This is a genomic window from Rhizobium sp. BK379 (assembly GCF_014193955.1).
Classification (GTDB): Bacteria; Pseudomonadota; Alphaproteobacteria; order Rhizobiales; family Rhizobiaceae; genus Rhizobium.
On record NZ_JACIAD010000001.1, the window covers coordinates 228,361 to 254,164 of the forward strand.

Consider the following 25,804-nt stretch of genomic DNA (forward strand, 5'->3'; position numbering starts at 1 on the left):
GTCAACGATCGATGAAATGGTCGAAGATCTGTGTTGCCGGATAGGCATAGGAACCGCGATCGGTGAAGCTGTAGCGATACAGGCAGCCTCTGAGCGCAGCGTTGTAGAGCAGGCTGGTGGTATCAGGCGATCCGCGATAGCCCAACGCTTCCGGCTGGCAGCGGCTGAGCGCATGGTCGTATTTGCGCAGCAGGACCGGATCGGAATCCACCCGCACGCCGCCATAAACCTGATAGTTGGATGGTGCTTCAGCCGCAGAAACGCAGGCGAGGCTCAAGACGACACCGATGCATGCGAAATATCTCATTTGACTGGTTCCTCAATACGGCTCTTGCCTGGACGCGGCAGAAACTGACGTTACTGCCTTTTGTTGCGTTACTCAAAATCACACAATCTCGATAAGCATTTGAAGTGCCGTGCGGATCGTCGCCAGCCGGACATCCGTGCGGCCGATGTCTCCGTACAGCATCTTACGATGGACAAGCTTACCTGAACGTGATTTCGCCGCAAGATGCACCAGCCCGACCGGCTTTTCCGGCGATCCGCCTCCAGGACCGGCGATACCCGTGACAGCAACCGCCAGGTGAGCGCGGGAGCGGAAGAGGGCGCCATGCACCATTTGCCGGGCCGTCTCCTCCGAAACCGCACCGAAACGGGCAAGCGTTTCCTCCTGCACGCCGAGCATCTGCATCTTGGCCACGTTCGTATAGGTCACGAAGCCACGGTCAACGACAGCAGACGATCCCGAAATTTCCGTGAGCGCGCCGGCAATCAGTCCGCCCGTGCATGATTCCGCTGTCGAGACCATGAGGCCTGCAACCGTGAAGTCCCGGATGATGTCTTCCGCCATCGCCGTGATGTCTGCGGGAAACAGGCTCATCGCTTCGTGCTTCCATAGACGACGGTCGCGGTTGCGATTGCCGCGATGCCTTCGCGGCGGCCGACGAAGCCGATCTTTTCGTTGGTGGTGGCTTTTACCGAGCAACGCTCAATGTCTATGCCGAGAAATTCCGAAAGATTGGCGCGCATGGCCTCGCGATGTGGCCCGACCTTCGGCGCCTCCGCAATCAGCGAGACATCCGCATTGGTAATCGTGCCGCCGTGCGCGCGCACGATCTTTGCAGCATGCTCGATGAAGATACGGGATGCAGCACCCTTCCATTGCGGATCGGAGGGCGGGAAATGGTCTCCGATATCGCCGGCGCCACAGGTGGCAAGCAGCGCGTCCGTCAGCGCATGCAGCGCCACATCGGCATCCGAATGGCCCTTGAGCTTCTGGTCGTGCGGAATGAAGACGCCGCAGAGCGTCACGCCGTCGCCGGGCTCGAGCTGATGCACGTCATAGCCGTTGCCGGTCCGCACATCGGGAATACGGGCGCCCGAGAGTTTGTCGTCGGCCATGGTGATATCGCTCTTCACTGTCAGCTTCACGTTCGTTGCAGCGCTTTCGACGATGGTCACGGGAATGCCGAACCACTCGGCAATCGAGGCATCGTCGGTGAAATCCGTCCTGCCGCTTTCCGCTGCCTTTTCATGCGCTTCGAGGATCGTGGCAAAATCGAAGGATTGCGGCGTCTGGGCCGCATAGAGCTGATCGCGGGGGATGGTCTTGAGCACGGTTCCGTCGCTGCTGGCCTGCTTCAGCGTGTCGGCAATAGGCACGGCGGGCAGCACGGCTGGCGCGCCGGCTGAAAGCGTATCGGCGATCCGGTCGAGAAGCTGGTGGTCGAAGAAAGGACGCACCGCATCATGGATGAGTACATGGCTGATGCCCTTATCCCTAAGGTGCCGAAGACCTGCCAGCACCGACTGCTGTCGGGTCGCGCCACCGTGAACCGTCTCGATCGGCGTTGCCGAGATGATGTGTCGGGACGCTCTGGCAAAGAGTGCCTCGTCGTCGGGATGGATGACGACGACGATCTGCGTTGCCGGTTCCCATGTCATGAAATTTTCAAGCGTGTGGACGATAACCGGCTTGCCGCCGATCATCCGGTATTGCTTGGGGCCTTCTTCCGACGATCCGGCGCGTTCCCCACGGCCTGCCGCAACGACGACAATCCCAGCCGATATCGGTTGCTTAGTATGCATTTGCAGCATAAATCCCTGAAATATGCGGAATGGATGTCAGTTGCTCTATCGTCTTGCTTCGGCCTTTTCCAGCATTTGCCCAAAAAATATCAATTCGGGCTCGACCCTCTTGGCAAGCCGTAGATCTATGGCTAAAAATAATGCAGTTACATGGTGTGCCTGAAAGATAATCATTTGATTTCCAAGGACCTCGCAACGCCTTTTCGAATCGGACCGGTGTCCGTGCGGAACCGCGTTGTGCTTGCGCCGATGTCGGGTGTGACGGACATGCCGTTCCGAGAGCTCGCCTGGCGTTATGGCGCAGGCCTCGTCGTGACCGAAATGGTGGCGAGCCGGGAGCTGGTGAACGACACTGCCGAATCCTGGGCACGCCTTCGGGCCGCCGGTTTCCGTCCGCACATGGTGCAACTCGCCGGTCGCGAGGCATACTGGATGGCCGAAGCCGCCAAGATCGCGGCCGATCATGGCGCCGACATCATCGACATCAATATGGGCTGCCCGGCCAAGAAGGTCATCGGCGGCTATTCCGGTTCGGCGCTGATGCGCGACCCGGATCATGCGCTTGAACTTGTCGAGGCGACGGTCAGGGCTGTCGATATCCCCGTGACGCTGAAGATGCGTCTCGGCTGGGACGAGAATTCCATCAATGCGCCGCATATCGCGAAGCGCGCCGAAGAGGCGGGGGTAAAACTCATCACCATCCATGGCCGCACCCGCATGCAGTTTTACACGGGCAGGGCGGACTGGGATGCAATTCGCCCCGTACGCGATGTCATTTCCGTGCCCCTGATCGCCAACGGCGATGTCGAAACGGCTGAGGATGCGCAGGAGATCTTGCGCCGCTCGGGCGCCGATGCCGTGATGATCGGCCGCGGCAGCCAGGGCAGGCCGTGGCATGCCGGTGTCCTGGCAGGAGCCCGTGAACCCGAGCGCGAGGAGATTGCTGCAATTGCCATCGAGCACTATCGCATGATGCTGGAATTCTATGGCGAGGCAGTTGCCGTCAGGCATGCCCGCAAACATCTCGGCTGGTATCTGGAGCGCTTCGCGCCGGACCTTTCCGGCGAGGGAAAGGCTGCGATCATGACATCGCGCGATCCTGATGATGTGATCGCCCGCTTCGGCGATGCGATGGCGGCAGGTGCGGTAGAGCGGCGGGAGGCGGCATGAGCACGGACGGCACGACTTCCCCTGAAAATGCGGTCAACACCATGGCGATGGCAGTGCTGAACGCTATCCAGAACCCTGTCGTCATGGTCGATGAGGGCGGTTTCATCGTCTTTGCCAACTGGGAGGCCGAAGCCTTCTTTGGCGCCAGTGCCGCGCATCTCTCCCGCTACCGCATTTCGACCTTCATTCCCTTCGGCAGCCCGCTTCTGGCCTTGATCGACCAGGTGCGCGAACGCAAGGCCCCGGTCAATGAATACCGCGTCGATTTGAGCTCGCCGCGTCTCGGCCAGGACAAGCTCGTCGATCTCTACGTTGCCCCCGTCATTGCCGAGCCGGGCTCGGTCGTTGTCGTCTTCCAGGAACGGTCGATGGCAGACAAGATCGATCGGCAGCTGACACATCGTGCCGCAGCCCGCTCGGTCACGGGTCTCGCCTCCATGCTTGCGCATGAGATCAAGAATCCGCTCTCCGGTATCCGCGGTGCTGCACAGCTTCTCGAACAGTCCGTGATCGACGACGACCGCGCGCTGACGCGGCTGATCTGCGACGAGACCGACCGCATCGTTTCGCTGGTCGATCGCATGGAAGTGTTTTCCGATGAGCGCCCGGTCGACCGCGTGCCGGTCAACATCCATTCCGTGCTTGATCATGTGAAGGCCGTCGCAAAGGCGGGCTTTGCCCGCAATATCCGCGTGATGGAGAATTACGACCCGTCGCTGCCGGCCGTCTACGCCAATCGCGATCAGCTGGTTCAGGTCTTCCTCAATCTGGTCAAGAACGCTGCCGAAGCCGTCGGCGATCGTCCGGATGGTGAAATCATCCTGACGACCGCCTATCGCCCAGGCATCCGCCTTTCGGTCGCCGGCACGCGCGAAAAAATCTCGCTGCCGCTGGAATTCTGCGTCATCGATAATGGTCCTGGCGTGCCGACGGACCTGCTGCCGCATCTTTTCGACCCCTTCATCACCACCAAGACGAATGGCAGCGGCCTGGGTCTCGCCCTCGTTGCCAAGATCATCGGCGATCATGGCGGCATCATCGAATGCGACAGCCAGAACAACCGCACGATTTTCCGTGTCCTCATGCCGGCCTCCAAGGATGCCTCGCTTGACGACGCCGCTATTGCAAGCTCGACAGGACCCAATAGATGACAGCCACGATCCTCGTTGCAGATGACGATGCGGCCATCCGCACGGTGCTCAATCAGGCCTTGAGCCGCGCCGGTTACGATGTGCGCATTACTTCCAATGCCGCGACGCTGTGGCGCTGGGTTTCAGCCGGCGAGGGCGATCTCGTCGTCACCGATGTCGTCATGCCCGATGAGAATGCCTTCGACCTTCTGCCTCGCATCAAGAAGGCGAGACCGGAACTGCCCGTTCTCGTCATGAGCGCGCAGAATACGTTCATGACGGCGATCAAGGCATCGGAAAAAGGCGCCTATGACTACCTGCCGAAGCCGTTCGACCTGACGGAGCTGATCGGCATCATCGGCCGGGCGCTTGCCGAGCCGAAGAAGAAGCCGGCCAAGCTCGACGAAGACATGCAGGACGGCATGCCGCTCGTCGGTCGTTCCGCGGCCATGCAGGAAATCTACCGCGTTCTCGCCCGCCTGATGCAGACGGATCTGACGCTGATGATCACCGGCGAGTCCGGTACCGGCAAGGAGCTCGTGGCGCGTGCGCTGCACGATTACGGCAAGCGCCGCAACGGCCCCTTCGTCGCCATCAACATGGCCGCCATCCCGCGCGATCTCATCGAATCCGAACTCTTCGGCCATGAGAAGGGCGCCTTCACCGGCGCGCAGACCCGCTCCACCGGTCGTTTCGAACAGGCCGAAGGTGGGACGCTGTTCCTCGATGAAATCGGCGACATGCCGATGGATGCCCAGACGCGTCTTCTGCGCGTGCTGCAGCAGGGCGAATATACGACCGTCGGCGGCCGCACGCCGATCCGCACCGATGTGCGCATCGTGGCTGCCACCAACAAGGATCTGAAACAGGCGATCAATCAGGGTCTGTTCCGCGAAGACCTCTATTATCGCCTCAATGTCGTGCCGCTGCGCCTGCCGCCGCTGCGCGATCGTGCCGAAGATATCCCCGATCTCGTCCGTCATTTCGTCCAGCAGGCCGAAAAGGAAGGTCTCGGCTCCAAGCGCTTCGATCAGGAGGCGCTGGAGCTGATGAAGGCCTATGCCTGGCCCGGCAACGTGCGCGAACTGGAAAACCTTATCCGCCGCCTGATGGCGCTTTATCCACAGGATGTCATCACTCGCGAAATCATCGACGCCGAGCTTCGCTCCGATGTCCCCGATAGCCCGATCGACAAGGGCCCGATCCGCAGCGGCACGATGACGATTGCCCAGGCCGTCGAAGAGAATATGCGCACCTATTTCGCCAGTTTCGGCGAAAACCTGCCGCCGCCGGGCCTTTACGATCGCATATTAACGGAAATGGAATATCCGTTAATACTTGCGGCATTGACGGCCACCCGCGGCAACCAGATCAAAGCCGCCGATTTGCTGGGCCTGAACCGCAATACGCTGCGCAAAAAGATCCGCGAACTCGGCGTTTCCGTCTACAGAAGCTCCCGTACCGCCTGACCTTCGACCTTGACATTGTGGCGAAGTGCGTTGCATTTTCGCCACAATGCGTTGCTTAAAGGTCACGCACAGGGTTTGGACATTCGCCCACGATCGAGTCGTTTGGACGCCGGTTTTTCGAAACCGGCGTTGGTTTGGCTTTCTCGTTGGGCGCGGCGGCGCTGCCGACCGAAGAGAGGCTGGATGGACGAAGAAGGGGTATCGCCGGAAACGGCGAACGAGGCGGTGACAACGGTGACCGACCGTCGCGCCCTGTTTGCCGTACCCGGCCTTGTGCTTGCTGGCGGCGCGCTGGTTTGCGCGACCGTCACGCTCTTCGTGCTGCTCGGTGTGACGCCGATTGCTCCGACCTCGCACGTCGTAATCGGCTCTGTCGTCATCAATTCGTTCTTTGTCCTCGGCCTGATCGCGTTGATCGGTCGTGAAGTCGCGCGGCTTTTCAAGGCCCGCACGCGTGGCCGTGCGGCTGCCCGCCTGCACATCCGTATCGTCGTGCTTTTCTCGATCGTCGCGATCACGCCGGCGATCCTGGTGGCGATCTTTGCCAGTATCACACTGAATGCCGGCCTTGACCGGTGGTTTGCGCTCAGAACTCAGGCGATCGTCAGCTCGTCTCGCAACATCGGCCAGGCCTATATGCTGGAAAATGCCAGCTATCTGCAGGGTCAGACGGTTTCGATGGCAAATGATCTTGAGCGTAACCGCGCGCTCTACAGCCTCGACAAGACCGGCTTCGCCGACCTGATGACCCGCCAGGCAAGGGGCCGCGGCCTGCTCGGCGCCTTCCTCGTCGAGCGCGATGGCTCGGTCAATGTCCAGGCCGACATCACGACCGAAAAGCCGCTGCCCGCCATCCCGCAGGATGCGCTGGAAAAGGCGGCCGCGGGCCAGCCGACGCTGATCCCGCCGGGCGTGACCAACCTTGTCGGCGCCATCATCAGGCTCGAATCGATCCCCGGAACCTTCCTCTATACGGTGCGTGCCGTGGACCCCAAGGTCATGAATGCCATGCGCATGATGGAGGAGAACGCCACCGAATACCGTTCGATGGAAGCCGGCCGGGTTTCTCTGCAGATCGCCTTTGCGGTTCTCTACATCGGCTTTGCTCTGATCGTGCTGCTTGCGGCGATCTGGACCGCGATTGCGGTCGCCGACCGTATCGTGCGGCCGATCCGCCTGCTGATTACCGCCGCCGATAGCGTCGCATCGGGCAATATGGATATTGTCGTGCCTGTCCACGCTGTCGATGGCGACGTCGCCAGCCTGTCGCGCACCTTCAACAAGATGATCTCGGAAATTCGCACGCAGCGGGACGAAATCCTCGAGGCGAAGGATGAGGTGGACGATCGCCGCCGCTTCATCGAGGCCGTTCTGTCGGGTGTGACGGCTGCTGTGATCGGTGTCGAGCAGGACCGGCGCATTACCATCGTCAACAGTTCTGCCGAAACGCTGATGGCGCTGCAGGCCGACGAGTTGCTTGGCAAGCAGCTGTCGGAGGTCGCGCCGGAAGTGGATCAGGTGCTGACGGAAGCCGCCGCACGCTATCGCGGCGATTTTCGCAAGCAGATCGCGCTGGTGCGCGGCGGCACCGTGCGTACGCTGAGCGTCCAGGTGACGCGTGAGGAAGTGCGGGATCTGAGTGAATCCTATGTCATCACGCTCGATGACATCACCGATCTCGTCATTGCCCAGCGCTCCACCGCCTGGGGCGATGTCGCCCGCCGCATTGCTCACGAGATCAAGAATCCGCTGACGCCGATCCAGCTATCGGCCGAGCGCATCCAGCGTCGTTACGGCAAGCAGATCGACGAAAACGATCGCGCCGTTTTCGACCAGTGCACGGATACGATCATCCGCCAGGTCGGCGATATCGGCCGCATGGTCGACGAGTTTTCCGCATTTGCCCGTATGCCGAAGCCGACCAAGGAGCCAAGCGATCTGCGCTCCATCCTCCACGACGCGATTTTCCTGCGCGAGATGGGCAACAACCATATCGCCTTCCTGCAGGAACTTGGCGAGGAGCGGCTCGAAGGCATGTTCGACAGCCGCATGCTGGGGCAGGCTTTCGGCAATCTGATCAAGAACGCGGTGGAAGCGATCGAAGCCGTGCCGAGCGAGGAGCGCGAGGAGCGCAAGATCCTGGTGCGCACGTCGCTCGATGAGGCACGCGACCGCTTCACGGTCGATATCATCGACAACGGACGTGGCCTGCCGGTCGAAAACCGCCACAGCATTCTGGAGCCCTACATGACGATGCGCGAAAAGGGCACCGGTCTCGGCCTGGCCATCGTCAAGAAGATCATCGAAGAACATGGCGGGCAGCTCGAACTGCATGATGCGCCCGCAGATTTTGACCAGGGAAGAGGAGCCATGATCCGCGTGCATCTGCCACGCCGCGATGTGGCCACGGCCCCGGCAGCCAGTGACAAGGAAAGCGTTTATGGCCTCTGATATTCTCGTCGTCGACGATGAACACGACATTCGCGAGATCGTTGCCGGCATCCTGTCGGATGAAGGGCACGAAACCCGCATGGCGCATGACAGCGACAGCGCCCTGGCGGCGATTTCCGATCGCGTGCCGCGCCTGGTCTTTCTCGACATCTGGATGCAGGGCAGCAAGCTCGACGGCCTCTCGCTGCTGGACGAGATCAGGACCCGCCATCCCGAGCTTCCCGTGGTGATGATATCAGGTCACGGCAACATCGAGACGGCTGTTTCCGCCATCAAACGTGGCGCCTTCGATTTCATCGAAAAGCCCTTCAAGGCGGATCGCCTGATCCTGATCGCCGAACGGGCGTTGGAAAACTCCAAGCTGAAACGCGAAAATATCGAGCTCAAGCGCCGCGCCGGGGATGCGCTGGAGCTGATCGGCACCTCGGTCGCCGTTTCGCAGCTGCGCCAGACGATCGAAAAGGTCGCCCCCACCAACAGCCGCATCATGATCTTCGGCGCATCCGGCTCCGGCAAGGAGCTGGTGGCGCGCATGATCCACAAGAAGTCGACGCGCGCCAACGGCCCCTTTGTCGCGCTCAATGCCGCCAACATCACGCCCGACCGCATGGAAGTTGCACTGTTCGGCACCGAGGGCGCACCAGGGCAGGCGCGCAAGATCGGTGCACTGGAAGAGGCTCATCGCGGCATCCTCTATCTCGATGAAGTCGGCGAAATGCCGCGCGAGACGCAGAACAAGATCCTGCGCGTGCTGGTCGATCAGCAGTTCGAACGTGTCGGTGGTTCCAAGCGCGTCAAGGTCGATGTGCGCATCATCTCCTCGACCGCCTACAATCTGGAAAGCCGCATCGCCGAGGGCTGGTTCCGCGAAGACCTCTATCATCGCCTCGCGGTCGTGCCGGTGCGCGTGCCGCAGCTGTCCGAACGCCGGGAAGATATTCCCTTCCTAGTCGATCAGCTGATGCGCCAGATCTCCGAACAGGCGGGTATCCGGCCACGCCGCATCGGCGATGACGCCATGGCGGTGCTGCAGGCCCATGACTGGCCGGGCAATATCCGTCAGCTCCGCAATAATATCGAGCGGTTGATGATCCTTGCCCGCACGGACGGTCCGGATGCGCCGATCACTGCAGACATGCTGCCGACCGATCTCGGTGACATGCTGCCGAAGGTCTCGGCCAAGAACGACTACCACATCATGACACTGCCGCTGCGCGAAGCCCGCGAGATGTTCGAGAAGGATTATCTGATCGCCCAGATCAACCGCTTCGGCGGCAATATCTCGCGCACGGCCGAATTCGTCGGCATGGAGCGCTCGGCTCTGCATCGCAAGCTGAAGTCGCTCGGCGTCTGATGTTTTTCCGGCGCGGGCTCGTGTCGCGTCGGTTCCCTCCTTTGCCTGAAGCAGGTTTCAATGCCAAGAATTGCCTATGTGAATCGACGTTACGTCCCGCATTCCGATGCCATGGTGCACGTGGAGGATCGTGGCTATCAGTTTGCCGATGGTGTCTATGAAGTCTGCGAGGTCCGTCACGGGCTGATCGTCGACCTGACCCGGCATCTGAACCGTCTCGACCGTTCGCTCAGTGAACTGCGCATCGCCTGGCCGATGAGCCGTGCAGCGCTGACGCAGGTGATTCGCGAGACGCTGCGCCGCAACCACGTCCGCAACGGTCTCTTCTATCTGCAGGTGACGCGTGGCGTCGCCCGCCGTGACCATGTCTTCCCGGCAGCCGGCACCCCGCCCTCGATCGTCGTGACGGCCAAGAGCACGGATCCATCCATCATCGCCAGGAAGAATGCCACTGGCATAAAGGCGATCACCGTTCCGGACAATCGCTGGGACCGAGTCGACATCAAGTCGGTCGGGCTATTGCCGAACGCGCTTGCGCGCCAGCAGGCCAAGGAAGCTGGAGCCCAGGAAGCGATCTATATCGATGCCGAGGGCATGGTGAAGGAAGGGGCTGCAACGAATGTCTGGATCGTCGATGCCGACGGTACGCTGGTAACGCGGCCCGCCGACCATGGTATCCTGCGGGGTATCACGCGTACGACTCTCATCGATGTCGCAGCCAGATTGGGGGTCAAGATCGTCGAGCGGAAATTCTCCGTTTCGGAGATGATGGCAGCCCGCGAGGTCTTCATCACCGCCGCCACAAGCATTTGTTTTCCGGTCGTTTCCGTTGATGGACAGGCCATTGCGAATGGTCATCCCGGAAGCCTTTCGCAGAATATTCGGGAAGCCTTTTTCGACGTTGCGGAAAAGATTACGATTTGATACCAAGATTTGCTGGACAGGAGGAATGAGGGTGCCACCTGCCTTGCTGGAGAGGTTGATTGATATTCTACCGGCTTGATCAGGCCGGCAATAAAGAAAGAAGCGGCGCGATGGCGGAACGTTCTCAGAATCTGCAGGACTTATTTCTCAATACTGTACGTAAGCAAAAGATTTCCCTGACAATCTTTCTGATTAACGGCGTAAAACTCACAGGCGTTGTCACGTCTTTCGACAATTTCTGTGTTCTTCTCCGTCGTGACGGACATTCGCAGCTCGTGTATAAGCACGCGATCTCGACAATCATGCCTGGTCAGCCAATGCAGATGTTCGAGAGCGAAGAAGCAGCGTCCTAACCAAGGCCGGCCGTCATTTCGACACGCGATACAAAAAACGATTCCATCATCCCTGAAGCTGCCAAGCACAGGGATGATATGCGCGCGACCGTCGTTGTGCCGGTGCTCAAATCGCGCTCGCGCGGCGGGCAGAGCGAATCGGCATCGACCCGAACGCCGGAAAGCCGTCTCGACGAGGCGACCGGCCTGGCGCAGGCAATCGATCTCGACGTCGTCAATGGCTCGATCGTGCCGGTCAACGATCCACGCCCGGCTACGCTTCTCGGAACGGGCAAGATCGAGGAAATCAAACACCTACTGGACGAGCGCAACTCCGGTCTTGTGATCGTCGATCACCCGTTGACGCCGGTGCAGCAGCGGAATCTGGAAAAGGAATGGAACGCCAAGGTCATCGACCGGACGGGCCTGATCCTCGAAATCTTCGGCCGCCGTGCCTCGACCAAGGAAGGCACGCTGCAGGTCGATCTTGCGCATCTGAACTATCAGAAGGGCCGCCTGGTCCGAAGCTGGACCCACCTTGAACGCCAACGTGGCGGTGGCGGCTTCATGGGTGGTCCGGGTGAAACCCAGATCGAAGCCGACCGGCGCCTGCTGCAGGACCGCATCATCAAGCTTGAGCGTGAGCTGGAGCAGGTGGTCCGCACCCGCCAGCTACATCGCGCCAAGCGCAGGAAGGTGCCGCATCCGATCGTGGCGCTCGTCGGTTACACCAACGCCGGCAAGTCGACGCTGTTCAACCGCATTACCGGAGCAGGGGTCCTCGCTGAAGACATGCTCTTCGCCACGCTCGACCCGACACTGCGCCGCATGAAGCTGCCGCATGGCCGCACCGTCATCCTGTCCGATACCGTCGGCTTCATCTCCGATCTGCCGACCCATCTGGTCGCCGCCTTCCGCGCCACGCTGGAAGAGGTGCTGGAAGCCGATCTCATCCTCCATGTGCGCGATATGTCTGACGTCGACAGTCAGGCCCAGAGCGCTGACGTGCTGCGCATCCTGAATGACCTCGGTATCGACGAGGCTGAAGGCGAACGCCGCATTCTCGAGGTCTGGAACAAGATCGACCGGCTCGAACCCGAAGCCCATGATGCCATGGTGCAGAAGTCCTCCGGCATGAAGAATGTCATTGCCGTTTCCGCCATCAGCGGCGAGGGCGTGGACGGGCTTATGGATGAAATCAGCCGCCGTCTATCCGGCGTCATGACGGAAACGACTGTCACCTTGCCTGTCGACAGGCTGGCGCTATTGCCCTGGCTCTACGACCATGCCGTGGTCGACAGCCGCGAGGACAACGAGGACGGTTCCGTGACGCTGGACCTCCGCCTGTCCGAGACGGAGGCCGCCGAACTCGAGCGCCGCATCGGCAATGGTGCGAAGCCCGCCAAGGAAGACTGGGAGCGATAATCCCATTTGGGCGAAGTTTCACTCCGCCCCGGCTACGACAGCCCGCTCAATTGCCTTGGCCGCCTGCCAGATCTCTTCCATCCGCTCCAGGCTGGCTGCTTCCAAGCTCTCGCCTTCTGCATCAAGAACCGTCTCTATATGATTGAATCGGCGCCTGAACTTCGTGTTCGTTCCGCGCAGTGCCTGTTCCGGATCGGCCTTCACATGCCGACCGATATTGACGACAGCGAAGATCAGGTCGCCGAGTTCGTCGCTGACCTTTGACTTGTCGCCGTCGCGCAGTGCAACACGCAGTTCATCGACTTCCTCCTCGATTTTGTCGAGGATCGGTTCGGGCGCCGACCAATCGAAGCCGACCTTGGCCGCTCGTTCTTGTAGCTTCAGCGCTTCGGTCAGCGCCGGAAAGCTGCGTTGCACCGAGCCGAGGAAGCCGGCCTTGAAATCTTCTGTCATGCCGCGCCTCGCCCGGCGCTCGGCGCGCTCGCGCTTCTCTGCCTGCTTGATCTCGTCCCACTGTTTCTTCACGGCGTCGGGCGTGTCGGCATCCGAACGGGCAAACACATGCGGATGGCGGCGGATCATCTTGCGGGTGATGGCTTCCACGACATCGCCGAACGAGAATTCCCCGGCTTCCTCGGCCATGCGCGCATGAAAGACCACCTGCAGCAGCAGGTCGCCAAGTTCATCGCAGAGGTCGTCCATGTCCTTGCGCTCGATCGCGTCGGCAACTTCATAGGCTTCTTCGAGCGTATAGGGTTTGATGCTCTCGAAATCCTGCTCGACGTCCCACGGGCAGCCGGTCTCGGGATTGCGAAGTGCCGCCATGATTTCGATCAGGCGCGAAATGTCTTTCGAAGGTTCCATGGTCTCTCAGTTCAGCGGAATGTCGTTGGCACTCTTGGTTGCCTGATAGGTGTTGGAAAGGGCGTCATAGCGGGACTTGATCCGTGCGGTCTGCCGCTTGAGGTCGGCTTTCAGCTGTTCATCCTCGGTCTCAACGAGATCGGCGATCGCAAAGCTGTTCCAGAAGGCGTTCTGCCGCCGGTAGCCGCCGGGTTCAAGGCCGAAGACCTCCTTCAGGATTTTCAGGTCATGCGGGATCGCGAAGCTGTCGCGCGAATCCTCGTGGCTGAAGAAGTAGTAGAAATTATCGAAGCCGGCCCACGTGATCGCCGACATGCACATGGTGCAGGGTTCATGAGTGGAGAGAAAGATCAGGTCTTTCGTCGCGGGTTTGTCGTTGAGCTCGTAGAAGCGCTTCAGCGTGTGCACTTCGCCGTGCCAGAGCGGGTTTTCGAGCTCGTTATTGGTTTCGGCGACAATGAGCGAAAGATCGGATTTGCGCAGGATAGCCGCCCCGAAGACCTTGTTGCCGGTGGCGACACCAAGTTCCGTCATCGGCAGGATATTCTCTTCCATGACCTGCAGCAGGCGGGAGGCGATTGTCTTTTCCGGCATGAAATTCTCCTGTTCGTGTTATCCTACCGTCCATCGGAATGAAGCGGAATGCGCAACTGTTTCGCGGGCGACTTTGCCACAGGCTTTATTGGCGTCGCTTCCCGTGCAGCCCCGCAGTCCGCGGCGAAAAACCTAATCGACACGCTCAGGATATGTGGCTTTTGCGCCGCACGGGTGAGTTTTCTCAAATCACTGATCAACCGGGTAAAAGAATACGTGACTGGCCGGCCTTTGGAATTCTGTTTCTTCATTCGCTTGTCCAGAGAATGCATATTCGGGCAACTTCGAAGTGGATTGAGAATGCCTCCCAGGACTGAACAGCTTTCGGTATTTCCCGCCTTCTTTCGCGTGGAAGGCCGGATCGCCGCCGTTTTCGGCAATGGCGACGAAGCATTCGCCAAGGTTCGCCTGCTGTTGAATACGCAGGCGCGCATTGTTGCGCATACTGATCGCCCTGAAGCCGATTTCCACGCTTTTCTGATTGCCAACCGCATCGATACCGTCCGCGAAGCTTTTACGTCTGACCAGGTCGATGGTGCTGCTCTGGTGTTTGCGGCAACCGGCGACGCGGAACAGGATCGCCGTATCGTCGATGCGGCCCGCGCGGCCAAGATCCCGGCCAATGCCGTCGACCAGCCGGATTATTGTGATTTCTTCACCCCCGCTCTCGTCAATCGCGCGCCCGTTGCCGTCGCGATCGGCACGGAAGGGGCAGGGCCGGTGCTCGCCCAGATGATCCGCGCCCAGATCGATCAGCTCCTGTCACCCTCGCTCGGGCGTCTGGCGGCTCTGGCGACGAACTATCGCAAGACGGTTGAGCATCTCGTTCCACGCGGCGTTTCCCGTCGCATCTTTTGGCGTCGCTTCTTCTCCGGCCCTGTCGCCAATGCTGTCGCCAACGGCAACATCCCGCAAGCTCGCCGCGCCGCCAACGGTCTGCTGCGTTCGCTGGATCGCGTCGAAGGTCATGTCTGGCTTGTCGGCGCCGGTCCGGGCGCCGAGGATCTCCTGACCTTGCGTGCGCAGCGCGTGATGATGGAAGCCGATGTCATCGTCTATGACGCGCTCGTACCGCAGGCGATCGTCGATATGGGTCGCCGTGATGCGGAGCGTCTTTCGGTCGGCAAGCGCAAGGGCTGCCATTCGAAGTCTCAGGAAGAGATCAATGATCTCTTGGTCGATCTCGGTCGCCAGGGCAAACGCGTCGTACGCCTGAAGAGCGGCGATCCGCTTGTCTATGGCCGGGCAGGCGAAGAGATGGCCGCCCTGCGTGCCGCCGGCATCTCCTTTGAGATCGTGCCTGGCATCACCTCGGCATTTGCCGCTGCCGCTGATTTCGAGCTGCCATTGACGCTTCGCGGCGTCGCCTCTTCGCTGGTTTTCACGACCGGACATGATCTGACGGGTGACGTGCTCCCGGACTGGGCAAGCCTCGCCGTATCGGGCGCCACAATCGCCGTCTATATGGGCAGCACGGTTGCAGCTTCCGTTGCCGAGAAGCTGATGCAGGCAGGCATTCCCGCCGAAACCACGGTTGCCGTCATCGAGAATGCCAGCCGTGCCGATCGCCGGCTGCTTCATGGCATTTTGCGCGATCTTCCCGACCTGCAGCATCGTGACGAATTGACTGGCCCGGTCATGGTCATTATCGGCGATGCTGTCGCAGGCGCCAATTTCGAACTGTCCGAACCTCTGGTGCGTGAACGCGCCCGGTTCGATGAACTTGCAAGGAGCTGACATGGTAGACAAGGTTCTGACCGCCAACCGCCTGGGCGATGGCATCGCCGTCTGGCTGAACGCCAACGGCGAGTGGGTGACCTCGTTGCAGGAGGCACTCGTTGCCCGCCATGCCGAAGCCGTCGCTGCCCTTGAGGAGATCGGCAAGAAATCCTACGCCGACAACAAGGTCGTCGACGTTGCCGTCGTCGACGTCCAGGAGACCAACGGCCAGCTCTGGCCGCTGCGCCTGCGTGAGCGCATCCGCGCCCAGGGCCCGACCATGGAATATGCGCCCGGCTACAAGCCGGCCGATCCCGAATTCATTGCAGTCTGAGGAAGACGATGTACCGTTACGACGAATTTGACCACGCCTTTGTCGCCGAGCGCGTCGAGCAGTTTCGCGATCAGGTCCAGCGCCGCCTTTCCGGCGAACTGGCTGAGGACGCATTCAAGCCGCTGCGCCTGATGAACGGCGTTTACCTGCAGCTTCATGCCTACATGCTGCGTATTGCCATTCCCTACGGCACGCTGAGCTCGCGCCAGATGCGCATGCTCGCACATATCGCCCGCACCTATGACCGCGGTTACGGCCATTTCACCACGCGCCAGAACCTGCAGTTCAACTGGCCGAAGCTGTCGGACATGCCGGACGTTCTTGCCGAGCTCGCAACGGTCGAGATGCACGCCATGCAGACGTCGGGCAACTGCATCCGCAACGTGACGGCCGACCACTTCGCCGGTGCTGCCGCCGATGAAGTCGCCGATCCGCGCCCCTATGCCGAAATCCTGCGCCAGTGGTCTTCCGTCCATCCGGAATTCTCCTTCCTGCCGCGCAAGTTCAAGATTGCGGTAACAGGCGCCGAGCGCGACCGCGCAGCCATCCAGGTCCACGATATCGGCCTGCATCTCAAGAAGAACGACAAGGGCGAGATCGGCTTTGCCGTCTACGTCGGTGGCGGGCAGGGCCGCACGCCGATGGTCGCCAAGCTGATCCGCGACTTCCTGCCGGAAGAGGATCTTCTGTCCTACACGACCGCCGTAATGCGCGTGTATAACCTGCATGGTCGCCGCGACAACAAGTACAAGGCCCGCATCAAGATTCTCGTCCACGAAACCGGCGCCGAAGAACTCGCCCGTCAGGTCGAGGTCGAATTCGCCCAGTTGAAGGATAGCGAGCTGAAGCTGCCTGAACAGGACGTTCAAGCGATCACTGCCTATTTCGCACCGCCGTCCCTGCCGCAGCGTGCCGAGGGCTGGGAAAATCTTGCCCGCTGGAAGAAAGCCGATCCGGCTTTTGCCCGCTGGGTGCAGCAGAATGTCCAGCCGCACAAGAACCCCGATTACGGCATGGTGACGATCTCGTTGAAGCCGATCGGCGGAATCCCGGGCGACGCCTCCGACTCGCAGATGGATGCCATTGCCGATATCGCCGAGGAATATGCCTTGGACGAAATCCGCGTCAGCCATGAGCAGAACCTCATCCTGCCGCATGTGGCGCTCGCCGATCTCGAAGCCGTCTATCGTGGCCTCGTTGCGATTGATCTCGCCGAAGCCAATGCCGGCCTGATCACCGATATCATTGCCTGTCCGGGGCTGGACTATTGCGCACTTGCCAATGCGCGCTCCATTCCGGTTGCGCAGGAAATTTCCCGCCGCTTCGGCGATCCGGCCCGGCAGGCCGAGATCGGTGAGCTGAAGATCAAGATCTCCGGCTGCATCAACGCCTGCGGCCACCACCATGTCGGCCATATCGGTCTTCTGGGTGTTGAAAAGAAGGGCGCTGAACTCTACCAGATCACGCTTGGCGGTTCGGGCGACGAGCATACCTCGATCGGCGAAATCATCGGCCGCGGCTTCGAGCCGGACAAGGTGACGGATGCCATAGAGACGATCGTCGACACCTATCTCGGCCTGCGCCTCGATCCTTCGGAAATCTTCCTCGCGGCCTATCGCCGCGTCGGTCCGCAGCCTTTCAAGGATGCGCTCTACGGTTCGGCCCAGGAAGCGGCATAAGGAGGGGATGATGACGAAGATCTGGAGAGAGAGCGGTTTTGTCGAGAACGACCCGTGGGTGATCGAAACCGACGAGGTCAAGGCATCAGGCGACCAGAAGCCGCTGCTGACGCTCGACGAGCTGATCGCCAAGGCGGATGAAAGCAACGATGTTGGCCTCGGCGTGGTTATCAAGCCGGCTGACGACGTGCTGAAGCTTGAGCCCTATCTGTATCGCCTGGAGATTGTGGCTGTGGCATTTCCGGCCTTCAACGACGGCCGCGCCTTCAGCCATGCGTCGCTTCTTCGCCAGCGCCTCGGTTACACCAACGAGCTGCGTGCGGTCGGCGATGTGCTGATCGACCAGGTACCGCTGATGCTGCGCGTCGGCATCGACAGTTTCGCGGTCACCAACGAGACGGCGATCCGCCGCCTGTCGGAAAAGCGCCTGCCGTCCATTCCGCATCATTATCAGCCGGCGGTGCGTGACGCCGAAGCCGGCAAGGGCTATAGTTGGCGCCGTCAGGCAAAGCCGGCCGCCTGAGGCTGCCGGTTCTGCCGTCTTCTTGATGACGGAACGATAGCATGAGCAAATTCGAAGTGGCGGTGATCGGCGGCGGTCTCGCCGGCATGATCGCCGCAGTCGCCCTGGCGCGCGGCGGTCGCAATGTGGCGCTGGTCGCCCCTCCCGCTCCCAAGGAGGACCGCCGTACCACGGCACTGATGGACCAGTCGATTCGCTTCCTGGATCGGCTCACACTCTGGGAGAAGCTTCGTCCGGCAGCCGCACCTCTTAGCAGCATGCGCATCATCGACGGCACAAACCGCCTGCTGCGTGCTCCGACCACGACGTTCCGCTCTGCCGAAGTAGGGCTCGATGCCTTTGGCTACAACTTCCCGAACAAGGCGCTGATGGATGTGCTCGAAACCGCGATTGCGGCGGAGGGCAACATTACCCGTTTCACCGGCATGGCCGAGACGATCGGCGTCGCTCCTGACGCCGTGACGGTCGCGCTCGCGGACGGCGAAGAGATCGTTGCCGACTTCGCCGTCGGCGCCGATGGCCGCAAGTCGAAGCTCAGGGAAACGGTTGGCATCGATGTCCGCACCTGGTCCTATCCGCAATCGGCCATGGTGCTGAATTTCGCCCATACGCTGCCGCACCAGAATATCTCCACAGAGTTCCACACCGAGCACGGCCCCTTCACGCAGGTACCGCTGCCGGGCAATCGCTCCAGCCTCGTCTGGGTGCAGAACCCCTCCGATGCCGCCGCCCGCATCGAGCTGTCGCTGGCCGAGCTTGGCAATGTCGTGGAGGAGCGCATGCAATCCATACTCGGCAAGGTCACTGTCGAGGAAGGTGCGCAGATCTGGCCTCTGTCAGGCATGATGGCGCATCGTTTCGGCAAGGGCCGCGTAGCACTGGTCGGCGAGGCAGCACATGTCTTCCCGCCGATCGGCGCGCAGGGCCTCAATCTCAGCCTTCGTGATATCATGGCGCTGAGCGATCTCCTCTCTGCCCGCGCGGAATTGCCTGTCGCCGCCGACGCCGGCAGCAGCTTCGACCGCAAGCGTCGTGCCGACATCATGACGCGCACCGCAAGCGTCGATCTCCTCAATCGTTCGCTTCTCTCTGATTTCCTGCCGGTACAGGTGCTGCGCGCCGCAGGGCTGCATGTCCTGTCGGCCATCCCGCCCTTGCGCAATATCGTCATGCGCGAAGGCATCGAGCCGGGGCGCGGCTTCCGCGATATCCCGGATGCGATCAAGGAACGGTTGAAGCGGAAGAAAGCCTGAATTCCATTGCAATCGGCCAGAGCGTCTTTGCTCAGCCGATTTGCATCAGGATCGGAAAGCTCTGTTGAAACCATATCGCCACGTTGCTGACCCAGCCGAGCAGAAAGGCGAGGCCGGTCAGCACGAGGAAGACGCCCATGATCTTCTCCACCGTGCCAAGGTGCCGGCGGAAGCGCGACAGGAAGCGCATGAACGCGCCTGAAAAGCCGGCGGCAATCCAGAAGGGCACGGCAAGGCCGAGCGAATAGACGGCGAGCAAACCCGCACCTGAGCCAACCGTTTCGCGCGATGCCGCAACCCCAAGGATCGCCCCGAGCACCGGCCCGATGCACGGCGTCCAGCCGAAGGCGAAGGCAAGGCCCATGATATAGGCGCCTGTCAGGGTCGCCGGCTTGCCATTACCCTGAAAGCGGGCCTCGCGCGCCAGAAGGCCGATTCGGAAAAGCCCCAGAAAATTCAATCCCATGACGATGATGATCAGGCCGCCGATCTTTGCGAGCAGGTCGAGGTGCTGGCGCAGCACCATGCCGATCGTCGATGCACCGGCGCCAAGCGCCACGAAGACGGTCGCAAAGCCGAGGGTGAAGAAAAGCGCCGAGAAAAGCACGCCGCGCCGCACGTCCGGCCCGGCAGCAACCGCGCCGCCGCCACGGAACTGCTCGACAGAAATGCCCGCCATATAACAAAGGTAGGGTGGAACGAGCGGAAGCACGCAAGGCGACAGGAAGGAAAGCGCTCCGGCAAGCAGCGCGCTCCAAAGGGAAATATCGGCAATCGACACGCATTCTCTCCGGCGGCAGTCTGAGCGATGTTCCTAGCGCCGTGGCGGGGCGATTGCCAATCACCTTTTTGCGCGGACATAGCAGGACGGATCTCCACATTGCCGCAGGCCATGCGGGATGCTTCAATTATCCCAACATGAGACAAGGCGCGTGGATATTAACCGCGCGCAAACCATCATTGGCTCTCTGAGTAGATCGACTCAGACGTGACTGCTGGTATTGCGCGGCATTTGCAGGCACCCCACTGCAAATGCCGGGAGGTCCGGTCTGCGTCCATACGAGGCTGGCGCCGGACCTTCCGCGTGCTCTCCTGCCTGTTAACGACGGAATAGGATCAATATGTTCTGCGTCGATGCATTTGCGATCGATAGCGCCTGAATGGCGAGCTGCTGTTGCGTTTGAAGCGCCGCAAGCTTGGTTGCCTCTTCTTCCATATTGGCATCGACGAGGCGGCCAATGCCGGACTGGATCGAATCGCGGAGATCGCTGACGAAGTTCTGCTGCATGTCGATTCGTTTCTGCATCGAACCGAGCTTGGAAGCGGCATCCGTCATCTTGCCGATCGTTAGGTCCACGCCCTGGAGCGCCACCTGCAGATCGCCAAGGCTCATGTTGGTGACGTCGATTGAAAAAATCGAGGGCATGGTGATCGAAACGCCGCCATACGAACCGACGATGGATGAACCAAGCAGGCCGGACGATGTGTCAATCATGCCACTTGTATTGAGGCCAAAAAGGACGTTCCCGCTCGTGGAGCTGTCGAGAGCGTAATCGGTCGTCTTGACGCTGACACCATTGCTTGCATCGCGAACGAAGGAAGAGATGACATTCTTCGTGCTGTTGCCGCCGACGAGCCAGTTTTCGCCGGCAAAGGAGGCAGACTGGGCAATGCTGAGGAGCTGGGATTGAAGCTGGCTGATTTCGTCCTGGATCTTGGCCTTGTCCACACCCTTTTCGGTTGCGGCGACGATCTTGGCCTTGATCTCGTCGACGACGCTGATGGCGCTGTCCATTGCGGCATAGGCTGTATCGAGTTTGGCAGCGCCGAGACCCAGCGCATCCTGAACGGCGGAAAGCGCCTTGTCATCGGAACGCATTGTCGTGGCGATCGACCAGTAGGCCGGATTATCGGAGGCCTTGTTGATACGATAGCCGGTCGCCAGGCGTTGCTGCGTTTCAGCCAGTTGCTTGTTGATGCTGCGCAACGTTTTTAGCGCTGCCATTGCCGAAGTGTTCGTCAGGATACTGGTCATCGTCTCGTCACCAAAGAAGAGGAAGGCCTATCCGGCATCCTGCCGATCGACGGTACTCAGCATCATGCTCCGACTCGCAAAGGCATCGGGCCGTTCGTACGTCTGTTAAACGCCATGATGGCTAATACATTGCTAATAACGTAAAGCTAGAAGTTGCAATGCCGAGGCGGCCGCGATTGGAGGGCCGTGCGATTCCGAATAGGGATAGCCACGCGAATCAGTCAGGTGGAAATGGGCTGTAAGCCTTTTCCGGCATAAGGCCATTCCGTTGTTGTGACCGCGTGATAGATTATCGCGAGAGAATCCAAGAGGAGAAATATTGATGAGCAGGTTTCGGGCATTTGTGGCAGTTGGCGCGCTGATTGGCATTTCCGTGCTGACGGCATGCGCGACGCCCCCGAATTCTTATGGCTCCGCCTCCGGCTACGTGCCTGGAGATTCGATGAACCTTGCCTGCCGGGACGGTTTCAGGCCGAATGATGGACGCTCCTGCAGCTATTGAGAGTGAGTGAGTCGGGGCGTCAAGCTGCCAGGATTGTGCCTGGCAGTATCCCGTCAATGCAGCTGCGGCTCATCCTCATCGAGAAAGCTCTGCACGCCATCGCGTTCTGCGGTGGCCAGGAATTCTTCCCAAGCATCCAGATCTGTCGCGAACTTGTCTTCCCAGGTCGTCACGACTTCCGTCTGTGAGATGACCTCGAGCGTCCAATCGCCATTGGTGCCAGCCGGCCGATATATGTCGACCAGCACGGTCACTCCGCCGTCTTCGAATTCGCCGGAAAAGTCGGAATGCTCGAGTTTGGGTTCTTTGGGTGTTTTCGGCATTTGACTTCCAGCACCCTCACGCGGCGTACAGTTGGGAAACAAAAGGACTATGGTGAGAGCGTCGGGGTTCGAACCCGAGACCTACTGATTAAAAGTCAGTTGCTCTACCGGCTGAGCTACGCTCTCCCTTTCCGCGAGTGCGAAGCACCCCGGCTGGAAGTGCGCGGAACATATGCAGGCGACCTATCGCGGTCAACCGAAAAAATCTCCTTGTGGACGCATTGCGCACATTTCTTGATGCATGCCATCGTCAGAGGGCGGTATTGCAGCGTCCAGACATTCGAGCATCTGATGCAGGCGCTCGATTGGCGTGGACGATCGATCGACCGAGCGGGACGCTACCGCCGCCTGCGTTCCAGAAAGGCGACTGCCTGCAAGGTTGCGATGATGACGGCGATGCCGATGAATGTGCGGAGATCGGGCACTTCATCGAAGAAGATGTAGCCGCTGGCCGTCGCAAAGACGATCGACAGATAGCCGAAAGGCGCAAGCAGGCTGGCGCTCGCAATCTGATAGGCTCGAAGGAAACAGAATTGCCCGACCTGTGCCAGAAGCCCGATTCCGAGCAGGGCAGGCCAGTCTTCGCCGCGCACGGGTTGCCAGACGAAGAGTGCGGGAATGAAGGTGATGAGGGTCAGGCCCGCCGTATAGAAGACCATCATGACGGTCGTGTTCTCGTAATGCAGCATCCGTGTCTGGATCGTCGCCAGTGCCCCGAAGATGATCGACAACAGCACCGCAATCAGCCCGAGATTCCAGGCGAACGTATCCGGCGCCAGCATGATGAGCACGCCGACAAAGGCAAATACCGCGCCGACCCACCGCCAGCGGCTGACCTTTTCGCCAAGCATGATGACTGCCATCAGCATGGAGACGAGCGGCCGCGTGAAGCCGAGCGCATTGACGAGCAACAGCGGCAGCATGGTGAGCGCCACGAAATTGCTTGTCAGCGCGACGGCATTGCAGCTGATGCGCATGATGTTTCGCAAAGGATCTCTGGAATTGGCAAGCTGCCGGCGATGCCGCCAGATCAACGGCAGAATAAGCACCAGCCCGATCAGTGCGCGAATGAAGACAAGCTGGATGGCCGGGTAGGATGCGCCCTGCATCTTGACCAGCACCGTCATGCCCGTCACCAGTGTCGTATCGGAAAGCAGCCAGAGAATGCCGAAACGGCTATCCCTGGCTGTGGCAAGGCCATCCATCTCGCGTGCCTCAGGCGGGCTGCACGAGATTGGCAAGCAGCCGAAAGGCGCCAGATGTCAGCTTGTCGAGCTGGTGATGCAGCACAAGGCTCGTATGTGTATGCCGGCCCTTGCCGATCTCTGCTGATATCAAGGCACCCTTGAGCGGCTGCTCTTCAGGGTCATGCATGGCAAGCAGCGGCACATAGGCGTCGTCCCAGCGGGCAGCGAAATAAAGGCCCCGCTCTTTGTCCCAGCCATTCCAGTCTGCCGATGTGATTTTGTTCGGACCGCGCAGCAGCGGATGGTCAGGCTCCAGCACAGTCACCTCTGCCGTCGGATCGGTCACGCGCCAGCGGACGGAGGGCGAACCGATGTCGATCCGTTTCGGTGGCGTCGCATCCGGCTGCCAGCCATCAACAGGGCGGTGATAGAGCGTCAGCAGGTGGCCGCCCTCTTCGACGAAGCGATGCAGGCGGGCAGTTGCGGCCGCGAGATCCTTGCGGATGCCGAAGGCGAAGATGCCGACGACGATGGTCGTGAAGTGCGAAAGATCGCCTGACAAAGCCTGAGCATCGAGTTCGGTGACGTCGAGCCCCATGCGACCAAGCCACAGGCCGACGCGATCTGCGCCGCCGCCGACATAGCCGATTTTGGCGCCTTCAGGCAGTTTGAGGTCGAGGGCCAGAACCCGCAGCAGTTCCGGTTCGCGGAAGCTCGTATGGCCGATATGCGGATAGGCGATCGGCGAGATGCGCATGGCCGGTTGCCCGTCCACGAGCGGCGTGATGGTGACGAGGCCGGGTGTTATGGCATCAGGAGCTGAAAGGGTGGTCGCGCCATCAGCCTGGCTGATTGTCCAGCCGGGCGGCGTGGAAAGGCCGACATGCCCCGTTGATGCAGCCTTCATGGTCAGCTTCCGCCCATCGCTTTCTACCGGAATGATGAAGGCATTGGGCTGAAGGGTCAGCGAGTGCCGTGGGGCGATAACGAGCGGCTCTTCGAGATCGACGGCCACTGTGACCGAACGGCCGCCGATCTGCGCCCTGATATCGACGGAAGCATTGCCATTGCCGCCGAGGCTCGACCATCCCGGCTGATACTGCCGGGTCAGCGGCGCGTCCGCCGTCGACGTCAGCTCATAGGCGATTCGCAGCGGGGAGGTTTCTTTGAGGCTTGCCGAAATGCCTTCCGGCAATCTTGCATCGGCATTGACGACTGCAGCGCCGGCATTGCCGCTGAGATGAAGAGTGAGCGTGCCGATCGCGCCAGGCGAAAGCTCGGCCGGCTCGGCAACGGCGCGAACGAAGACCTGCTCGGCCTCGCAAAGGGCTGCATCGATTTCGACAAGCATTCGCCGCAGGCGATGCTCGTGAGCACTGCGGAATGCCTCGGGTGCTTGTTCGAGTGCCTTTTCGATCTCACGCGCCGCTTGCAGCAACGCATTCACGATGGCGGATCGTTCCGGAAAACGTTCGATCGCCTTGCCGATCGCGCCATCCGCCCGCATCAGCGCATCGACGACACCCTGCGGCAAGTCCGTTTCGCGCGCGAGATCAGCCAGTCTCGAGGGAAGCGAATCGAGGATAACGCTTTCTGCCACTGTGCCTTCGGCACTGAGCTTTAAGTGCAGTGGCCAACTATTGTGGCCGATATCACGCCAGCGGCCCATGCCCTGAGAGGCATGGTAGTAGCGCGACCACTCCCCGATATGACCATAACTGACCCCGCTGACTGGCTCGAAACTCGCGACAGTGAGCGGCAATGTCGTGGCTGGTGGCGGAACTTCGTCGTCATAGGTGTCACCGCCGCCCGACCACGCAGGCAGGTAGAATTTGGCTACTTGCCAGGGTGTCAGGCCTTCTTCGAAATGTTCCGGAAAGGCGGCGGGATCGGCGGCAAGGCCGATGGCGGTCTCCGCCGCCCGCGTCATGGCGCGATGGTGTCCATGCTGTCCTGGCACGTCGAGGAAGGTCGGCAGCACGATATCGGGACGTTCCTGGCGATAGGCGCGGACCAGCCGCTCGACGATCCGCTTTTCGCCCCAGCGGTCGAAGGTCCGGTCACCGTTTTTCGAGAATCCGAAATCATGGATTGGATCTTCGGGGCCGTGGCCGAGCCAATGGATATCGGCGTCGAGTTCCCGGGCTGCCTCTTCCATTTCCCGACTGCGCAGGATGCCGAGCGCGCCGAGCCGCTCCGGACCAAGTGCATTCTGCCCGCCTTCGCCGCGGGTCGAGCAGGCGACGACGACGCGCATGCCGAGGCCGAGGCGCAGATAGGCGAGCAGGCCGTTATGCTCATCATCGGGATGGGCGCCGGTATTCATCATGGTGACGGTCGAGGTCAGGCGGGAGAGTGCCCGGTGCAGCCGCGTCAGCGAAAGGCTCCGCTTCTGTTTCTCAATACGATCTCGGTCGGTCAGCATGGTTCCTCCATTGGGGCAGACCG

The 25,804-nt window shown here is 60.7% G+C and carries 24 protein-coding genes and 1 tRNA gene; 14 read left to right on the top strand and 11 right to left on the bottom strand.

Translation table 11 applies throughout. From position 1 onward, the window contains the following. Position 1 precedes the first annotated feature (1 nt). From FHT93_RS01275 to FHT93_RS01285, 3 genes are all read right to left on the bottom strand, one after another. Positions 2-307, bottom strand: coding sequence for a hypothetical protein (locus tag FHT93_RS01275; protein WP_113013624.1), 306 nt, complete (start codon positions 305-307; stop codon positions 2-4). 78 nt (positions 308-385) lie between these two features. Next, positions 386-880: a CinA family protein gene (locus tag FHT93_RS01280; RefSeq protein WP_183845921.1), complete on the bottom strand. Its 495-nt coding sequence runs from the start codon at positions 878-880 to the stop codon at positions 386-388. Further along, positions 877-2,097 (bottom strand): bifunctional 2-C-methyl-D-erythritol 4-phosphate cytidylyltransferase/2-C-methyl-D-erythritol 2,4-cyclodiphosphate synthase, encoded by a 1,221-nt coding sequence (locus tag FHT93_RS01285; protein ID WP_183845922.1) that lies wholly within the window; start codon positions 2,095-2,097, stop codon positions 877-879. Before FHT93_RS01285 ends, FHT93_RS01280 begins: the two co-directional genes overlap by 4 nt. Positions 2,098-2,238: 141 nt before the next feature. On the opposite strand from FHT93_RS01285, the gene dusB reads away from it, so the two are divergent. The 8 genes from dusB to hflX all read left to right on the top strand — a co-directional run bounded on the left by dusB (position 2,239) and on the right by hflX (position 12,343). Continuing rightward, a complete protein-coding gene (gene dusB / locus FHT93_RS01290) occupies positions 2,239-3,258 on the top strand; it encodes a tRNA dihydrouridine synthase DusB (protein ID WP_112968447.1) in 1,020 nt (339 codons plus the stop codon). Continuing rightward, positions 3,255-4,409 (top strand): nitrogen regulation protein NR(II), encoded by a 1,155-nt coding sequence (locus tag FHT93_RS01295; RefSeq protein WP_183845923.1) that lies wholly within the window; start codon positions 3,255-3,257, stop codon positions 4,407-4,409. The genes dusB and FHT93_RS01295 overlap by 4 nt, the downstream gene beginning before the upstream one ends. Next, entirely contained in the window at positions 4,406-5,857 is a 1,452-nt protein-coding gene (gene ntrC, locus FHT93_RS01300; protein WP_112547167.1) for a nitrogen regulation protein NR(I), read from the top strand. The genes FHT93_RS01295 and ntrC overlap by 4 nt, the downstream gene beginning before the upstream one ends. Positions 5,858-6,040: 183 nt before the next feature. After that, positions 6,041-8,308 carry a PAS domain-containing sensor histidine kinase gene (locus tag FHT93_RS01305; RefSeq protein ID WP_112547168.1) on the top strand — a complete coding sequence of 756 codons (2,268 nt, stop codon included), beginning with the start codon at positions 6,041-6,043 and terminating at the stop codon, positions 8,306-8,308. Continuing rightward, positions 8,298-9,662 (top strand): sigma-54 dependent transcriptional regulator, encoded by a 1,365-nt coding sequence (locus FHT93_RS01310; RefSeq protein ID WP_112547169.1) that lies wholly within the window; start codon positions 8,298-8,300, stop codon positions 9,660-9,662. Before FHT93_RS01305 ends, FHT93_RS01310 begins: the two co-directional genes overlap by 11 nt. 60 nt (positions 9,663-9,722) lie before the next feature. Beyond that, the gene (locus FHT93_RS01315; RefSeq protein ID WP_183845924.1) at positions 9,723-10,586 is read left to right on the top strand and encodes a D-amino-acid transaminase; all 864 of its coding nucleotides are present in this window, start codon (positions 9,723-9,725) and stop codon (positions 10,584-10,586) included. Positions 10,587-10,696: 110 nt separating this feature from the next. Then, positions 10,697-10,939: an RNA chaperone Hfq gene (hfq, locus tag FHT93_RS01320; protein ID WP_003539403.1), complete on the top strand. Its 243-nt coding sequence runs from the start codon at positions 10,697-10,699 to the stop codon at positions 10,937-10,939. Between the two features lie 78 nt (positions 10,940-11,017). Then, a complete protein-coding gene (gene hflX, locus FHT93_RS01325; RefSeq protein ID WP_113013629.1) occupies positions 11,018-12,343 on the top strand; it encodes a GTPase HflX in 1,326 nt (441 codons plus the stop codon). A gap of 18 nt (positions 12,344-12,361) precedes the next feature. Here hflX and mazG read toward each other — a convergent pair whose 3' ends face one another. Both mazG and FHT93_RS01335 read right to left on the bottom strand, forming a co-directional pair. After that, on the bottom strand, positions 12,362-13,207 hold the full coding sequence (gene mazG, locus FHT93_RS01330; RefSeq protein WP_183845925.1) for a nucleoside triphosphate pyrophosphohydrolase: 846 nt from the start codon (positions 13,205-13,207) through the stop codon (positions 12,362-12,364). Between the two features lie 6 nt (positions 13,208-13,213). Further along, entirely contained in the window at positions 13,214-13,801 is a 588-nt protein-coding gene (locus tag FHT93_RS01335) for a nucleoside deaminase (protein WP_113117113.1), read from the bottom strand. Between the two features lie 300 nt (positions 13,802-14,101). Between FHT93_RS01335 and cysG the strand changes: the two genes are divergently transcribed. The 5 genes from cysG to FHT93_RS01360 are packed head-to-tail and all read left to right on the top strand — an operon-like array spanning position 14,102 to position 19,309. Then, complete coding sequence (gene cysG, locus FHT93_RS01340) at positions 14,102-15,538, top strand: siroheme synthase CysG (RefSeq protein WP_183845926.1); 1,437 nt, start codon at positions 14,102-14,104, stop codon at positions 15,536-15,538. A 1-nt stretch (position 15,539) separates the two neighbouring features. After that, positions 15,540-15,854 (top strand): DUF2849 domain-containing protein, encoded by a 315-nt coding sequence (locus FHT93_RS01345; protein WP_112547175.1) that lies wholly within the window; start codon positions 15,540-15,542, stop codon positions 15,852-15,854. An 8-nt stretch (positions 15,855-15,862) separates the two neighbouring features. Next, a complete protein-coding gene (locus FHT93_RS01350) occupies positions 15,863-17,533 on the top strand; it encodes a nitrite/sulfite reductase (RefSeq protein ID WP_183845927.1) in 1,671 nt (556 codons plus the stop codon). 10 nt (positions 17,534-17,543) lie between these two features. Further along, entirely contained in the window at positions 17,544-18,056 is a 513-nt protein-coding gene (locus tag FHT93_RS01355; RefSeq protein ID WP_112547233.1) for a DUF934 domain-containing protein, read from the top strand. Positions 18,057-18,097: 41 nt separating this feature from the next. Then, positions 18,098-19,309, top strand: coding sequence for a UbiH/UbiF family hydroxylase (locus tag FHT93_RS01360; protein WP_113013634.1), 1,212 nt, complete (start codon positions 18,098-18,100; stop codon positions 19,307-19,309). A 31-nt stretch (positions 19,310-19,340) separates the two neighbouring features. Here FHT93_RS01360 and FHT93_RS01365 read toward each other — a convergent pair whose 3' ends face one another. Together FHT93_RS01365 and FHT93_RS01370 are read right to left on the bottom strand one after the other, a co-directional pair. Further along, complete coding sequence (locus FHT93_RS01365) at positions 19,341-20,090, bottom strand: cytochrome c biogenesis CcdA family protein (RefSeq protein ID WP_112547178.1); 750 nt, start codon at positions 20,088-20,090, stop codon at positions 19,341-19,343. 318 nt (positions 20,091-20,408) lie between these two features. After that, the gene (locus FHT93_RS01370) at positions 20,409-21,344 is read right to left on the bottom strand and encodes a flagellin (protein ID WP_112968438.1); all 936 of its coding nucleotides are present in this window, start codon (positions 21,342-21,344) and stop codon (positions 20,409-20,411) included. 322 nt (positions 21,345-21,666) lie between these two features. Between FHT93_RS01370 and FHT93_RS35470 the strand changes: the two genes are divergently transcribed. Then, positions 21,667-21,846, top strand: a complete 180-nt coding sequence (locus FHT93_RS35470; RefSeq protein WP_112547180.1) for a hypothetical protein — start codon at positions 21,667-21,669, stop codon at positions 21,844-21,846. A 53-nt stretch (positions 21,847-21,899) separates the two neighbouring features. Here the strand turns inward: FHT93_RS35470 and FHT93_RS01375 are convergent, their stop codons facing one another. The 4 genes from FHT93_RS01375 to FHT93_RS01390 form a co-directional block, all read right to left on the bottom strand. Next, positions 21,900-22,169 carry a hypothetical protein gene (locus FHT93_RS01375; protein WP_112547181.1) on the bottom strand — a complete coding sequence of 90 codons (270 nt, stop codon included), beginning with the start codon at positions 22,167-22,169 and terminating at the stop codon, positions 21,900-21,902. A gap of 50 nt (positions 22,170-22,219) precedes the next feature. Then, a tRNA-Lys gene (locus tag FHT93_RS01380) sits at positions 22,220-22,295 on the bottom strand. Between the two features lie 212 nt (positions 22,296-22,507). After that, on the bottom strand, positions 22,508-23,374 hold the full coding sequence (locus tag FHT93_RS01385) for a DMT family transporter (protein ID WP_113013635.1): 867 nt from the start codon (positions 23,372-23,374) through the stop codon (positions 22,508-22,510). Between the two features lie 10 nt (positions 23,375-23,384). Next, a complete protein-coding gene (locus FHT93_RS01390) occupies positions 23,385-25,781 on the bottom strand; it encodes a PIG-L family deacetylase (RefSeq protein ID WP_183845928.1) in 2,397 nt (798 codons plus the stop codon). Positions 25,782-25,804: the final 23 nt, after the last annotated feature.

Excerpts from the sequence above, each read along its gene's own strand:
- FHT93_RS01275 (WP_113013624.1), bottom strand. The coding sequence starts at position 307 with ATGAGATATTTCGCATGCATCGGTGTCGTCTTGAGCCTCGCCTGCGTT.
- FHT93_RS01280 (WP_183845921.1), bottom strand. The coding sequence starts at position 880 with ATGAGCCTGTTTCCCGCAGACATCACGGCGATGGCGGAAGACATCATC.
- FHT93_RS01285 (WP_183845922.1), bottom strand. The coding sequence starts at position 2,097 with ATGCTGCAAATGCATACTAAGCAACCGATATCGGCTGGGATTGTCGTC.
- dusB (WP_112968447.1), top strand. The coding sequence starts at position 2,239 with ATGGTGTGCCTGAAAGATAATCATTTGATTTCCAAGGACCTCGCAACG.
- FHT93_RS01295 (WP_183845923.1), top strand. The coding sequence starts at position 3,255 with ATGAGCACGGACGGCACGACTTCCCCTGAAAATGCGGTCAACACCATG.
- ntrC (WP_112547167.1), top strand. The coding sequence starts at position 4,406 with ATGACAGCCACGATCCTCGTTGCAGATGACGATGCGGCCATCCGCACG.
- FHT93_RS01305 (WP_112547168.1), top strand. The coding sequence starts at position 6,041 with ATGGACGAAGAAGGGGTATCGCCGGAAACGGCGAACGAGGCGGTGACA.
- FHT93_RS01310 (WP_112547169.1), top strand. The coding sequence starts at position 8,298 with ATGGCCTCTGATATTCTCGTCGTCGACGATGAACACGACATTCGCGAG.
- FHT93_RS01315 (WP_183845924.1), top strand. The coding sequence starts at position 9,723 with ATGCCAAGAATTGCCTATGTGAATCGACGTTACGTCCCGCATTCCGAT.
- hfq (WP_003539403.1), top strand. The coding sequence starts at position 10,697 with ATGGCGGAACGTTCTCAGAATCTGCAGGACTTATTTCTCAATACTGTA.
- hflX (WP_113013629.1), top strand. The coding sequence starts at position 11,018 with ATGCGCGCGACCGTCGTTGTGCCGGTGCTCAAATCGCGCTCGCGCGGC.
- mazG (WP_183845925.1), bottom strand. The coding sequence starts at position 13,207 with ATGGAACCTTCGAAAGACATTTCGCGCCTGATCGAAATCATGGCGGCA.
- FHT93_RS01335 (WP_113117113.1), bottom strand. The coding sequence starts at position 13,801 with ATGCCGGAAAAGACAATCGCCTCCCGCCTGCTGCAGGTCATGGAAGAG.
- cysG (WP_183845926.1), top strand. The coding sequence starts at position 14,102 with ATGCCTCCCAGGACTGAACAGCTTTCGGTATTTCCCGCCTTCTTTCGC.
- FHT93_RS01345 (WP_112547175.1), top strand. The coding sequence starts at position 15,540 with ATGGTAGACAAGGTTCTGACCGCCAACCGCCTGGGCGATGGCATCGCC.
- FHT93_RS01350 (WP_183845927.1), top strand. The coding sequence starts at position 15,863 with ATGTACCGTTACGACGAATTTGACCACGCCTTTGTCGCCGAGCGCGTC.
- FHT93_RS01355 (WP_112547233.1), top strand. The coding sequence starts at position 17,544 with ATGACGAAGATCTGGAGAGAGAGCGGTTTTGTCGAGAACGACCCGTGG.
- FHT93_RS01360 (WP_113013634.1), top strand. The coding sequence starts at position 18,098 with ATGAGCAAATTCGAAGTGGCGGTGATCGGCGGCGGTCTCGCCGGCATG.
- FHT93_RS01370 (WP_112968438.1), bottom strand. The coding sequence starts at position 21,344 with ATGACCAGTATCCTGACGAACACTTCGGCAATGGCAGCGCTAAAAACG.
- FHT93_RS35470 (WP_112547180.1), top strand. The coding sequence starts at position 21,667 with ATGAGCAGGTTTCGGGCATTTGTGGCAGTTGGCGCGCTGATTGGCATT.
- FHT93_RS01375 (WP_112547181.1), bottom strand. The coding sequence starts at position 22,169 with ATGCCGAAAACACCCAAAGAACCCAAACTCGAGCATTCCGACTTTTCC.
- FHT93_RS01385 (WP_113013635.1), bottom strand. The coding sequence starts at position 23,374 with ATGGATGGCCTTGCCACAGCCAGGGATAGCCGTTTCGGCATTCTCTGG.
- FHT93_RS01390 (WP_183845928.1), bottom strand. The coding sequence starts at position 25,781 with ATGCTGACCGACCGAGATCGTATTGAGAAACAGAAGCGGAGCCTTTCG.